Source organism: Faecalicatena contorta (genome assembly GCF_022835095.1).
Lineage (GTDB): Bacteria > Bacillota > Clostridia > Lachnospirales > Lachnospiraceae > Faecalicatena > Faecalicatena contorta.
On record NZ_BQNQ01000001.1, the window covers coordinates 3,305,579 to 3,318,785 of the forward strand.

The 13,207-nt window shown below is 40.8% G+C and carries 15 protein-coding genes; 4 read left to right on the forward strand and 11 right to left on the reverse strand.

Features of this window, described 5'->3' with window-relative positions:
* Positions 1-114: 114 nt before the first annotated feature.
* The 6 genes from MWG26_RS14885 to MWG26_RS14910 form a co-directional block, all read right to left on the reverse strand.
* Entirely contained in the window at positions 115-1,434 is a 1,320-nt protein-coding gene (locus MWG26_RS14885) for an MATE family efflux transporter (protein WP_002595210.1), read from the reverse strand.
* Positions 1,424-1,882: a MarR family winged helix-turn-helix transcriptional regulator gene (locus tag MWG26_RS14890; RefSeq protein WP_118409424.1), complete on the reverse strand. Its 459-nt coding sequence runs from the start codon at positions 1,880-1,882 to the stop codon at positions 1,424-1,426. Before MWG26_RS14890 ends, MWG26_RS14885 begins: the two co-directional genes overlap by 11 nt.
* Positions 1,883-2,037: 155 nt before the next feature.
* Complete coding sequence (locus MWG26_RS14895) at positions 2,038-2,742, reverse strand: DUF6040 family protein (RefSeq protein WP_021369328.1); 705 nt, start codon at positions 2,740-2,742, stop codon at positions 2,038-2,040.
* Positions 2,726-4,447 carry a MobA/MobL family protein gene (locus MWG26_RS14900; RefSeq protein ID WP_109214826.1) on the reverse strand — a complete coding sequence of 574 codons (1,722 nt, stop codon included), beginning with the start codon at positions 4,445-4,447 and terminating at the stop codon, positions 2,726-2,728. Before MWG26_RS14900 ends, MWG26_RS14895 begins: the two co-directional genes overlap by 17 nt.
* A 328-nt stretch (positions 4,448-4,775) precedes the next feature.
* Positions 4,776-5,090: a DUF3847 domain-containing protein gene (locus MWG26_RS14905; RefSeq protein WP_002578306.1), complete on the reverse strand. Its 315-nt coding sequence runs from the start codon at positions 5,088-5,090 to the stop codon at positions 4,776-4,778.
* Between the two features lie 144 nt (positions 5,091-5,234).
* Positions 5,235-5,465, reverse strand: a complete 231-nt coding sequence (locus MWG26_RS14910; protein WP_002578307.1) for a helix-turn-helix domain-containing protein — start codon at positions 5,463-5,465, stop codon at positions 5,235-5,237.
* Positions 5,466-5,640: 175 nt separating this feature from the next.
* On the opposite strand from MWG26_RS14910, the gene MWG26_RS14915 reads away from it, so the two are divergent.
* Positions 5,641-6,270 (forward strand): helix-turn-helix domain-containing protein, encoded by a 630-nt coding sequence (locus MWG26_RS14915; RefSeq protein WP_009243739.1) that lies wholly within the window; start codon positions 5,641-5,643, stop codon positions 6,268-6,270.
* Between the two features lie 160 nt (positions 6,271-6,430).
* On the forward strand, positions 6,431-7,726 hold the full coding sequence (locus MWG26_RS14920; protein ID WP_009321335.1) for a tyrosine-type recombinase/integrase: 1,296 nt from the start codon (positions 6,431-6,433) through the stop codon (positions 7,724-7,726).
* On the opposite strand, the gene hisS is transcribed toward MWG26_RS14920, so the two are convergent.
* Together hisS and hisD are read right to left on the reverse strand one after the other, a co-directional pair.
* Positions 7,723-9,138, reverse strand: a complete 1,416-nt coding sequence (gene hisS, locus MWG26_RS14925) for a histidine--tRNA ligase (protein ID WP_244062749.1) — start codon at positions 9,136-9,138, stop codon at positions 7,723-7,725. The two genes, MWG26_RS14920 and hisS, sit on opposite strands and share 4 nt — an antisense overlap.
* A gap of 48 nt (positions 9,139-9,186) precedes the next feature.
* Entirely contained in the window at positions 9,187-10,473 is a 1,287-nt protein-coding gene (gene hisD, locus MWG26_RS14930; RefSeq protein ID WP_025656852.1) for a histidinol dehydrogenase, read from the reverse strand.
* A 337-nt stretch (positions 10,474-10,810) separates the two neighbouring features.
* On the opposite strand from hisD, the gene MWG26_RS14935 reads away from it, so the two are divergent.
* Both MWG26_RS14935 and MWG26_RS14940 read left to right on the forward strand, forming a co-directional pair.
* Positions 10,811-11,251: a MarR family winged helix-turn-helix transcriptional regulator gene (locus MWG26_RS14935; RefSeq protein WP_025656851.1), complete on the forward strand. Its 441-nt coding sequence runs from the start codon at positions 10,811-10,813 to the stop codon at positions 11,249-11,251.
* 13 nt (positions 11,252-11,264) lie between these two features.
* Entirely contained in the window at positions 11,265-11,819 is a 555-nt protein-coding gene (locus tag MWG26_RS14940) for a helix-turn-helix domain-containing protein (RefSeq protein WP_025656850.1), read from the forward strand.
* On the opposite strand, the gene MWG26_RS14945 is transcribed toward MWG26_RS14940, so the two are convergent.
* The 3 genes from MWG26_RS14945 to MWG26_RS14955 form a co-directional block, all read right to left on the reverse strand.
* Positions 11,808-12,260 carry an EamA family transporter gene (locus MWG26_RS14945; RefSeq protein ID WP_025656849.1) on the reverse strand — a complete coding sequence of 151 codons (453 nt, stop codon included), beginning with the start codon at positions 12,258-12,260 and terminating at the stop codon, positions 11,808-11,810. The genes MWG26_RS14940 and MWG26_RS14945 overlap by 12 nt on opposite strands.
* Before the next feature lie 32 nt (positions 12,261-12,292).
* Positions 12,293-12,751 (reverse strand): EamA family transporter, encoded by a 459-nt coding sequence (locus MWG26_RS14950; protein ID WP_025656848.1) that lies wholly within the window; start codon positions 12,749-12,751, stop codon positions 12,293-12,295.
* Positions 12,752-12,900: 149 nt separating this feature from the next.
* A complete protein-coding gene (locus tag MWG26_RS14955) occupies positions 12,901-13,176 on the reverse strand; it encodes a F0F1 ATP synthase subunit delta (RefSeq protein ID WP_240285797.1) in 276 nt (91 codons plus the stop codon).
* Positions 13,177-13,207 lie beyond the last annotated feature (31 nt).

Genomic DNA, 13,207 nt, shown 5'->3' on the forward strand with positions numbered 1-13,207 from the left:
AGAATTTATTAAAAATTAGCTTCATAATTTTAAAAGGACAGCCCTATTGTGCTATGAGGCTGTCCTTAAAAATACAATAGATAAACCTAGATTATTCTTGCTACTATCTGATTGTTAAATTTTCTGTATTCCATATTGCAAATCTCCCTTTTCGCAATATTTTATTAGTATGAATGCCAGAATCGCTGAAAAAACACGTGCCAATACCGTACTCCACCATATCATAATCTGTCCACCAAATAAAGGTGGTAAAACAAGCATAAATATCAGCATCAATACTGGTTCAATGAATGTAAGAATGTATGACAATCCACTTTTTTCAGTAGCATAAAATCCAGCTGTCGCTATTCTGGTAATCGCAACAAATGGTAATGACACTAAAAATATAGGTACAATTTTAGAAATCTCAATACTTACTTCATAAGAAGCTCCGAAAACCCCTCCAATATTTGCTCTGTTTACATACATGATAATTCCACCACAAACAGCAAGAATTATTGCAAAAATGTATGCCATTCTCTGAACTCCTCTCAGGCTTTCTTGATCCTTCTCACCATAAAAACGGCTCATTAAAGGTTGACTTCCATCACCTACGCCCTGCAATATGAGATATATGATACAGATAATATAGGATACACATGCATAAGTTGCAATAGCTTTTTCTCCCCCATAAGAAGCGGAGAATCGGTTTATAAACACCAATGAAATATTAGGAGTCAATGCTAGCCCAAATGGTGCAAGACCTACTCTGAATATAGCGCCACACATTTCTTTTACATTTTTTAAGGATACATACACATAAAACTTTTTATTATATAATGCGTATATGATTGCAATTGCTGCAGTCACACCCTGTCCGGCTATTGTAGCTGTGGCTGCACCTTTCATGCCCATTTCATATATCCATACAAAGATAAAATCCAGAACAATATTGGTTATGAATCCACCAACCATCGCAAACATTGACCAGAAAGAGTTTCCATAATTTCTAATGAATGGCATCATTCCAGTTCCAAGAATCTGCAATATTGCTCCAAGTGCTATAATTTTGATATAATCTGTCGCATTTGTTAATATAATTCCATCTGCTCCAAGCAATCCTAAAATTTTAGACGAAAAGGAGTAAATAATTATGGTACTGATAACACTTACTATTACAAGAAGCCACCAGCTTGTAGCAATAAATTCTTCTGCCCGTTTTCCTTTCTTTTCTGCTGCATTAATTGAGTAATAAACAGCTCCTCCCATACCAATTCCTGTTCCAAGAGCCTGAATCAAAGCCTCAATCGGATATGCAATATTAATAGCCGAAAGTCCAGCATCTCCTATGGTATTGCCTACAAAATATCCATCCACTATCGCATATATTCCTGATAATGCAAATGCTATAATAGATGGAATAACATATTTAAAAAATAATGATTTATGATTCATTTTTCTTACAATCTCCTTCCTTGAAAAGTCTGATAAACAGCTCTGTATTATCATTAAGACTTTCTATATTCTCTAATCCCATTTTTTCGATTACATATATTTCTTTTGAGTGCAGTTTTTCTATGATATCTTTCGTATATTCCATTCCTGATTCTGTGAGGCATATCAGCTTATTTCTCTTGTCTGAATCATCAGATACCATATTGATGTATCCTTTTTTCTGAAAATCTTTTAGTATCGTATTTACCGTTTGCTTAGGTATATTCCATTTTTCACTTATCATTTTCTGCGTGCATCTTCCATTACTTTCATAAAATGAATACAAAGCAAAAACTCCATGTGAAGACAGTCCCTGATCCTTTGCCCATTCCTCATACATTGCTGTACATTCTTTCCATAAAGCATAATATCGTTGCAACTGTATTATCATATTATTATCTTTTCTCATCTTTTTCCTCCTTAAATTAGTACGAATCCGGACTTTTGTATTATAGTCCGAGTTCGTACTAATTGTCAAGATTTATTTATATACTTTTTCTTTATATAAACAATCAATAGTCCCTTACTAAGGACAGGAAGATTATGAAATTTCCCTGTCCTCTTTTAATAATATCCTCGTTCTTCCATCCAGTCTTTCACATAACATCTGATTCCAATATAAATAATATGCGACAGTAATAGCAATACAATAAGATTTATCGGATTAGCGTTTTTAATCCATTCTCCAAAGTAAATTACAACAGCTGTACTCGTTATCGCTACCACGATACTGATGATATCCCAACAATATTTCCGGTAGATTTTTCCTACCTGATAACCAATCCCGATTATCAGCCACCCGGTTATTACGAATAAAATTGCCATGACAGTACCGGCAATCAGCCAGTACACAATCCCGGAAAGAATACTGTTAGGTATTCCACTGCTTAACTGTCCGAAAGAGTCTGCACCTGTCACAAACTCCCGAAATAAACTTCCCATTCCTTTTCCTAACGCACCGAAAAAGACGATACAGTCGTTAAGGAAAACCGGCGAAAGAATCGCAGTAAACAGTGTTGTTGTTATGCTGTACCATGCCAGTAGAAACAAGATACTTTCATAACCAATCGTCATATTTTTATATTTCTTTTCTAACTGGCTTTTACGGCTATCGCATTTTTCTTTTGCTTTCCGGTAAGCAGTACGGTCACATTTTTCACATTTCTCATAAGGCACTTTTTTCTCAACAGCTACCTCTACCGTCTTTTGGTGTGTCTGTGCATAAAGTTTTTCCTGCTCTGCTTTTTCATACTTAAATTTCCATGCCACGGCTTCTGCGTCGGCTCTTTTCCTGCTGTCTGTCTCGCTGGTCAATCGTTCCTCTGTTTGCCTTAATCTTGTCCGCAATGCTTCGATATTCTCGGCTCTGTTTTCGCTGTTCAATTTCTCGTTCAAGGTCAGCGATTCGCTTAGCTGCCTGTTTAGTTCCTGGATTGTCTGGTCTTTCTGATCCAGTTCGTCCTGCATCTGTTCGGTCATCAGCAGAAGTTCTTCCACCTGCCCGACGTTCTCTAAGTTTCTGCATTCGCTCATCGATCTCCCTCGCTTTCTCTATCTGCTGTTTAAGGTCAGCAATTCGCTGTTCTGTTTCTGCAATAAGCTGTTCTCGTTGTTCAGCTTCTGCGTTAATTCCTGCCATTGCTGATTCTCGTTTTCCAACTGTTCGATTCTGGTTTTCTGTTGCTCGATCTGTGAGAGCAGTTCTTCTGTATCTGGCAAAAGATTTAGCAGCCTGGATAATTCGCTGTTTAAGCTTTTTAAACTCTGGTTCTGCTCCTGAAAAGACAGGAGCTGCCTGTCCCGTTCCTGCAATTCCTGTACCATCTCTGCCATAAGATTCTGCTGTTCCTCGATCTGGTTTATCATTGTCTCCATCATGGGAATGACTTCCCGGCTTTCTTCTAATGTCACGCAATCGCTCCTTCCATTGTGTTAATGCACTGGATACTTTTCCAAAAGAAATCTGTATTTTATCCAGCAGTGCATTTTGTCTTTTTATGATCTGGTTTTCCTCTACTTTCCATGAAGTAGAGGATGTCTGTCCGTTTTGAAATTTCTCGTCAATTTTTCTGGCATCTGCGCCCTCATGGATCGTCGGTATCTCTAATTTTCCCTGCCTTGCATAAGAACGATGGTCAATGTGATTTTCCGTTTTCAAATGTGCATTACAGACGTTTGCCCATTCGCTCCGCCATAGCTCACAATTTTTCGGATTGTTCCACCCGGTAGCATCGGTTAATACACGTTTCCACTGTTTGCGGTTCCTTGTCCCGACTTTCTGGACTCCATTTTCATCAAGTACGGGGATTCGGATTCCATGACGGTCAGGGTTCTTTTTATCCTGCCACCAGTCCGGATGGGATTCATCCACCACAATATTTCCATTTTCATCTCTGACAAACTCCCAATCCTTGATTTCTTTGTTACCCCATGAGTGGTCTGAATTGAATGGTCGCAACGTCACCAGTAAATGCACATGGGGATTACCATCTCCTTTATCGTGGATACTCCAATCCGCACACATTCCCTTATCTACAAAGGTCTTTTGAATATATTCAGTTGTATAATCAATCTGTTCCTGTCGGCTCCATTCTTTCGGAAGTGAGAACTCAAATGACCTGCCGAGTTGTGCATCTGAACTTTTTTCTATCCTCAAGACTTCATTCCATAAACGCTGCTTCTGAAAAGTAAGTTTGAATTTTTCCAGTGCAGCATTTTGGTTATCTGCCCTTTTATATCGGACAGATTTCTGGAACCGTCTGATATTTTCAGCAGGTACATTCTGCCATTCCTGTGGTGCATTTTCACACATCAGCAGGCTGGTATAAACGACTTCTTTTTTTGAAGTATAGTAGCTGATCCTGCCTGTTTCTTCATTTTTCATCACATCGCCATTGAGATAAGCAGACGCCGATATGATGGATTTTCCTTTGCTGCGTCCAACAATCTTTACTGTATAATGAAAAATCGCCATGCTCCGTTTCCCCCATTCTGCCGTATCCGGCTTTGATTTCCGGCAGGTAACGTTTTTCCTAAAAGAAAATGGTATCTGCCGGAGCACCCTCTGCGTAAGAGTGCCCTGTGCATAACAGCCTGCATGGAATGTGCCCCTCTGGCGAAGAGTGCCTCCTGCGGCATGAGCAGGTCTGGCTGAAAGCCCCGCCGACGGAACGAGCCCGGCAAGCGTAAGCGCAGACCGGTTGCCACCTGTGGCAAACTTATACGGACGACCTCTGGTTGTCCATAAGTGCGCCCTTCATAAAAAAGCAATGAAGGGAATGGAAACTCCACTCCCTCCGGCATTACACTTCCTCCGTATTTGCAACTGGCTCTTTCTGCATTGCCTTTGAGAAGAATTTCCCATTTGCTTCCTGCCTTTTTAAGAAGCCGATCAGCTTTGGGATATCATCTTCCTCAATCGCAGAACCCAGTACCGATTCCACTGCACCGCCAATCTGGCAGAGCCTGTGTGTCCGTTTTTTGGTTTCCACATCTTTCTGACGTTTCTTCAGTTCCCGTTTCTGTGCTGCATACTGTTTTGCTTTCTCAAGGCTTTCCTGTTCTTTCTTTTCCAACTGGAGCATACGCTCCTCATAACTCTTTGTTGATCTTGCCATAAATATCATCGTCCTTTCTTTTTTTCCAAACATAAGTTTCCTGTTGTCTGTCAGACGAAGTACATGGTATAATCTGCTTGCGTGTAGGTATATCATGACTCCGGTCTGATAGAACCTTTGGCGGTTTCTTCGGGAACCGCTTTTTTAAGTTGAACCGTTTCTTGTGACTGCTTTCACATTTCCCTTATCCCTCAAGTCCCTGCCCTCGTTGGCTTCCATAAAAAGTTCCAGCATATCCGTTTTGATCAGGACTTTTCTCCCAACCTTCAATACCGGAAGTTTCTTCCACTCTACCAACTTTCGCAGGGTGTTCCTGCCAATTCCCGTATAATCAGCAGCTTCCTCAATAGATAAGGCAATCTTTCTTTGCGTCATATGACCACCTCCTTTCGAATTGCATTATGCAATTTCATTTGTGCTGTCAGTATAGCGTGTTTATATTGCTTTGTCAAGCATTATGAAATTTTTCTGCTTTTCTTAAAATTGCATATTGCAATATATTTTGTTGCGTGGTATAGTAATGACATACCGAAAAAGGAGGCACATCAGCATGAAAGATAAAGAACTACGCAAGCTGATCGGCAGCAGGGCAAAACAGCGCCGTCTGGAATTAAATCTGACACAGCCTTATGTCGCAGAGAAGATGGGAGTTACCGCTTCCACAATCCTGCGTTATGAGAATGGTTCGATTGACAATACCAAAAAGATGGTACTGGAAGGTCTTTCGGAAGCACTTCATGTATCGATTGAATGGCTCAAAGGGGAAACCGATGAATATGAAACTGATATTACGGATAAGAAAGAATTGCAGATTCGTGATGCGATGGGCGACATTCTCAAACAGTTTCCTCTTGACCTCAATAAAACAGAAGACGCTTTTTCTAAAGACTTACTGCTGTTAATGTTAAAGCAATATGAACTGTTTCTGGATTCGTTTCAGTTCGCCTGTAAAAATTACAAAGGCAGTACCAAAGATGCGGACATTGCCAAAGTAATGGGATTTGAATCGAAAGATGAATATAATGAGATTATGTTTCTCAGGGAGATCACACATACTGTCAACGCATTTAATGATATGGCAGATGTTGTAAGGCTCTATTCAAAGAAACCGGAAGCGGCAGAACAAAGGCTTGCAAATCTTTTATCCGAAGTTATGTATGACGATTCTGAATCGGTATAGTAAGATAATCGGAGTTATGATACAATGAGCGCAAGCGAGTCAAGCTGTTTACAGATTTGACGAGCGGCGAATTGGCTTATGGACTTGTCCATAAGATGCCTACACGCAAGAAGCATTTCAGCAGTTCCGATTGTCTGATATCGAAAGGAGACATACGATTATGGCAAAAGGATCTGTTAGAAAAAAAGGAAAAAAATGGTACTATCGTTTCTATGTAGAAGATGCAAGCGGTAAAATGGTTCAGAAAGAATACGCCGGAACCGAAAGTAAAAGTGAGACGGAAAAGCTTCTCCGCAAGGCACTGGAAGACTACGAAGATAAGAAGTTTGTTGCAAAGGCAGATAATCTTACCGTAGGGGAACTTCTGGATATGTGGGCAGAAGAAGAACTGAAAACTGGGACACTCAGCAACGGTACAGTGGAAAATTATCTTGGTGCAATCCGATGTATCAAAAAACACCCGATTGCAGACCGCAAACTGAAAACAGTTACTGCCGAACATTTACAGGCATTTCTTGATCTGCTTACATTCGGTGGTGAGTTTCCAGACGGGAAAGTAAAAAAGGGATACAGCAAAGATTATATCCATTCTTTTTCCGCAGTGTTACAGCAGTCATTCCGTTTTGCAGTATTTCCAAAACAGTTAATCAGTTTCAATCCGATGCAGTATATTAAGCTGAAAAAGCAGGCAGAGGAAGTTGACCTCTTTTCCGATGATGAAGTGGAAGAAGGTACACAGCCGATTTCACATGAGGATTATGAACGGCTTATCCAATATCTGGAAAAGAAAAATCCACCTGCTATTCTTCCAATTCAAATTGCGTATTATGCCGGGCTCCGTATCGGGGAAACCTGTGGTCTTACATGGCAGGACATTAACCTTGAGGAACAATGCCTGACCATAAAACGCAGTATCCGCTACGACGGCATGAAACACAAAAATATTATCGGACCAACGAAACGGAAAAAAGTAAGGATTGTTGATTTTGGAGATACGCTGACTGAAATACTGAAAGCTGCCAGAAAAGAACAGCTCAAAAACCGGATGCAGTATGGCGAATTATATCACCGCAATTACTACAAAGAAGTGCATGTGAAAAACAGGGTATATTATGAATACTATCATCTTGACGGAACACAGGAAGTCCCGACAGATTACAAAGAAATCTCCTTTGTCTGCCTGCGACCAGATGGCTCTTTGGAACTGCCGAGTACACTCAGCATTGTATGCAGATCAGTGGCAAAGAAGCTGGAAGGATTTGAAGATTTCCATTTTCACCAGTTGCGTCACACTTATACCAGCAATCTGCTTTCCAATGGAGCTGCACCGAAAGATGTACAGGAACTGTTAGGACACTCTGATGTCAGTACCACAATGAATATTTACGCTCACTCAACAAGAAAAGCAAAACGGGATTCCGCAAGACTTCTTGATAAAGTAGCGAGCAATGCTTAACTAAAAATTTCCCTTATTTCCCTTGCGGATTCCGCATAAGGGCAAAAATAAGGGAAAATACATATCATTTCACTATTTAATGGGCTGAAAAGCCTGTAAAATAAGGAAAGTTCAGGAAATCTCTCCACAAATTCCGATTTATTGGTTTGGGAGTGATCAGCAGCGTCCCGGTAATACTCTGTAATCTCTGTATATCCCTGCTCTATCAACTGTTCTTTCTGGAACTTTTTATTTTTTTTCATTTTTACAATCAAGACCTGCCTGCCCGCCGCGCGTTCTCTTTTTGCAAGCTCCAATACTTTGAGCATTCCTTCAGCCGGCAGGTTCTTTTCTATCAGAAATGCTTTTTTCTCCCTGCCTGACGGCACCACAAAGCCCCGCTCCAGCAGGAGCATAACGATGCGTTCAAATCCGATAGAAAAACCAACCGCTGGGATATTCTGTCCAGTAAATTTTCCAATCATTTCATCATAGCGCCCGCCGCCACCGACACTTCCGCCGAACTCATCCATTGCGATTTCAAAAATGGTTCCCGTATAATAGGACATTCCCCGCACAAGCGCAGGATCGAAAATAATTCTGAAATTTGCTTCTTTTGCGCTTTTCACACTGGTAATGATCATTTCCAATGAATCCGCCGCCTCATCCTCAAGAAAACCTTTTAGTTTTTCTTTGCAGCTTCGTACACCTTCCACATCATTCGTAATCTCTTTAAATAACTGAAGATATTTGTCCACGGATTCTTTTGCATATCCGTTTTCCTCTAATTCTGCAGCCACGCCGTTCACTCCGATTTTATCCATCTTATCCAGTGTGATGAGGACACTTTCATAATCCGCTTCTGCAAATCCACTGTACGCCGCCATTGCTTTCAAGAATCTGCGGTCGTTGATACGGATAGTAAAATTCTGAAAGGAAAGTTTTCCAAGCAGCGTCGTGGTCGCCAGAATCAGCTCTATCTCCGCCAGGTTTCCCGGTTCATCCAGAATGTCAATATCACACTGCATGAACTGGCGGAAGCGTCCCCGCTGCGGCCTGTCCGCGCGCCACACATTCCCGATCTGCAAAGCTTTGAAGGGAGATGGCAGCTCATTTGCATGATTGGAATAATACCGGGACAGCGGCACCGTTAAATCATAACGCAAACCGCCATCCACCAGATCGCTCTCCTCTTTGGCTGTATCGATCTTCAGCTTTTCTCCGCGTTTCAAAATCTTAAAGATTAGTTTTTCGTTGTCCCCACCCTGTTTACTACACAAATTTTCAATATGTTCTACACAGGGAGTCTCGATTGAGGAAAATCCAAATGATTTATATGTCTCCTTGATCAGCCCAATCACATAATCCCTGATTTCCATTTCTCCGGGCATCATGTCCTTCATTCCGGTGACCGGTTTTTTCTTTAACGCCATAACCTTACTCCTTTTTTAAACATCGGTAAAATACCAATACTTTCGATTCTATTTTCTGATTTTAACTGCCAGGGCATGTGCCTTCATCCCCTCGGACTCTGCGAGCTGAATGATATGATCCGCATTCTGCTTTAATGCAGCTTCCGGATAATGAATGACACTATATCCTCTCATAAATTCCAATACTGACATGCCAGAAGAAAATTTTGCAGTCCCGCATGTTGGAAGAATATGATTTGTTCCGCAGAAATAATCGCCAACGGGTTCGGTACTGTACTCACCAACAAATACTGCGCCGGCATTCGTTAATTTTGTCAGTGCATCCTGATAATCATCTAACAACAGTTCCGCATGTTCCGGGGCAATTTCATTGACGGCATCCACAGCTTCTTCGATAGAATCAACGATAAAAATGTCTCCATAATTTTCAAATGTTTTTTGAGTTGCTTTTACAAGACCATGTTCTTTGCACAGACGGTTGATTTCAGCTTTAATTTTTTGTGCCTGCTCTTCCGATAAACAGAAAGCAGTACTTGCCTCAAATCCCGTTCCGTGCTCTGCCTGAGACATCATATCAGCAGCAATAAAAACAGGGTTCGCATTTCTGTCAGCGATAATTGCAATTTCAGAAGGCCCGGCGATAGAATCAATTTTCACTTCGCCAAACAAAAGCTTCTTTGCCATTTGGGTAAAGTTATTCCCAGGACCCGTTATTGCATCGACTTTCCTGACAGTTTCCGTACCATATGCGACAGCTGCTAAGCCCTGGGAACCGGAAATTTTATAATAGTTTCTAATATTTAGATAGTCAGCTACATAAAGTAAATGTTCATCAATCGTTCCGTCTATTCTTGGTTTTGTCAGTATGTATATGTTCGGAACTCCGGCCACGATGGCGGGAATCACGTTCATATATAGTGTAGAGACGAGCGGCGCCATATTTCCGGGAACATTGATAGCCAGACTGTTAATCGGAGTATATCTTCGTTCGAGTACAGCGCCATCCTGGTAGGTTTCTGAAAAGCTCACAGGTAATTGCTTTTTATGAAATCTCATTAAATTGTCACAGGCTCTTTTTACAGACTCTTTAAATTCTTCTGATACTTTTTCTCTTGCATCTGCAAATTCTTCCTCTGTTACGAATAAGCCGATTTCATTCATATCAACATGGTCAAATTTCTTCATATACTCATACAAAGCTTCGTCGCCCCGTGTCTTTACATCCTTCAGCACTTCCCTGACCGTAGTTTCCACCTCTTCTGGAATGCTGCTTCTTCGTTTAAGAAGATGATTGAATCTTGGGTTTTCATAACTAAATTTGCTGATTGTTACCATGGCTTTTCTCCTTTTCTTTTGATTATATAGACGTTTGTAAAACGCCTGAACCCGTTGTTTTACTGGGTTTTCTTACACTTAATATGTTTGTTCTCTGTTCTGGACGTTTACGTTTTAAAATAAAAAAAACGCCTGCAAGAGAATTTTTCCCTAACAAGCGTGGATCAAGCATCTGCCTAATATCAGTTAAAATAATAGCAATACAACTCTCATTTGTCAAGCCCAATGTTATCCAAAAACTGTCTTGACAAGCCAAATTAGTTAAGCTATAATAATTAAAACAACTTAACCAATTACAAAAGAGAAAATTAAACTTCACCCGGGGGGATGTAAACCAATGGATTTAAAAACGGCTTTGGATGCATTTTATTACAGTACAGTTTTATGTGACCTGCGACTGATGAACAAGCAGTTTGTAGATGAGACTCTTACCTATAACAGCCTGCTCTATCTGGAGCTTATTTTTTCAATGAAGGGAAAATGTACGGCTTCCAGAATTGCAAATTTACTCCAGGTCTCAAAACCTGCCATTACGCTAAAAATCAATGCATTGATCCGTCAGGGGCTGGTGCTGAAAGTACCGGATCCTGATGACCGCAGACAGAACATCTTAACTGTCAATGAGGAAGCGGTACTGAAATACAAAGTCTACCGCAGGCAGGACAATGAAGCGATCGCACGAATCCAAGAAAATTTTTCCGAGGAAGAGATCCAGCAATTTTGCAGAATGTTAGACATTATATCTACAATTAACTACGAGGAAATTGATGTAAAATGAGAGGTGAGGGAATATGAAAGTTCTTTTGGTAGATGAGAGGTTTTTTGATTTTAATTTATTGCGGAATTGCGTCGGCGACGGCATCTGCTCGCTGTTGGACATTGACATGTTTGTGACGGGCAATGAAAAATCCACGCCGGTACAAAGCCTTGAGCCAAAGCCGGATAAACCAGCTTTTTCAGAAGCATCCTTCGACGTATCCCGCAGAAACCAGCAGCAGATGATACTTAATCAGGCTAAGGATTACCTGGACAATCATTACATGGATTTTGATTGTTCCTTATCTTCTGTAGCGAAATCCATACATATATCACCCAGTTATCTGAGTCTCATATTTAAAAAAGTAGTGGGGATAACATTTGTCAATTATCTTACTCTTTTACGCATCAATAAGGCAAAGCAATTGTTATCCTCCACTGATCTCATGGTCTACGAGGTTTCGACAAGCGTGGGTTATGAAAATTATTCCTATTTCAGCACAGTGTTTAAAAAAGCCACAGGTCTTTCTCCCAGAGAATACCGCTTGAATTACCACCACAAAGAAGAGCCCTGTGACCTATATTTCTGAAATTAAAATAACGCCGACAATACACATAATTATGCCGACCAACCGTTTAAGGGTAACTTTTTCTTTATAGAAAACGGCTCCAACAATCACCAGGGCAATTGCCAGTAATACATATAATAAGACACTTCCAACACTGAGATTCCACCCCATACGGAACATCAGCAGTACGGATACGTCCATACATACAAGGCATATGCCAAGTGCAGGTGCAGTCCAGTTGATTTTTTTCAATTCCAACATAAAGTTTTGCCCTTTTTTCGTTAAAAAAAACATTCCAATTACAACGACAAGACACACACCATAGCACAGACAAAGAGAAACATAAGGATCGATGGTTTCTGGTGTAACCTTCTGAATAATCATATAAGGAACACGAGAGGCAACCATTAAGATTGCTGGAGCCAGATAATTTAATTTTGTAACTTTTTTTGTATCTTTCATATTTTATCCTCCATTGTAAATGTGACATTAGGTTATATTTTTTTTCTTGCGGCCTTTTCAGGGGAATTTATGATATAAAGTCCAACCGCGCAGACAATTACACCAGTAATTTTCATCGCGGTGATACTTTCTCCAAAAAAAAACACACCAATGATTACAACAATTACTGAGCAGGCAATATTAGCTATCAAAGATCCAATGCTGATATCCCAGCCGGCTCTGAATAATAAAATGAGCGAAAGATCAGCAAACACAATACACACTCCCAGACAATAGGACGTCCAATTTGCTTCAGCGGCCGCAGCAAGCAGATTTTTTTCTCTGCTTGTCATAAGGAACAGGGCAATACAAACCAGAAGTGCCATACAGTAGGTAACTGCAAGAGAAACAAAAGGATTTATTTTCTCAGGTGTCGATTTTCCTACTACATTGTAAAATACATTGCCCAGAATTCCCAATAAAAGTGGTGAAATAAATATCAAAAAACTCATATAAATCTCCTTTCCGCGCGCCTTCGGGCGCTGCATGAATCGTAATAAAAGTATTGAGGCTCAGGTTCTTTTAAACGAACTGTTTCCCCTCTAATCAATAGTGAAAAGACGCGCCTGATACCTTTTATGATATCAGGGCGTCTTATGTTTTATTCCTCCGCCTTCCAGCTGGCATATCTGGTATAGACTGCCATGGTCTTCCCCACATGGATATGCCCCCCCGGGATCTGCACAATGCGGGGCTCTTTCCCCTCTGCCTCCCGGATCTTTACCTCTCCCTTTTCCAGGCGCTTCAGGGCCGGGCTGTGCCCTGCCATGTAGCCCTCCTGCCCCGAGGCTTGCTCTACCACGACCATCTCCACTTCCCCGGAATAGAATAACTGCTGCGGAGTTACAATCTTTAATAAAAAACTTTTTGCTGCCATCCGCCCTAAGCCTCCTTCTGCACACGGTCCG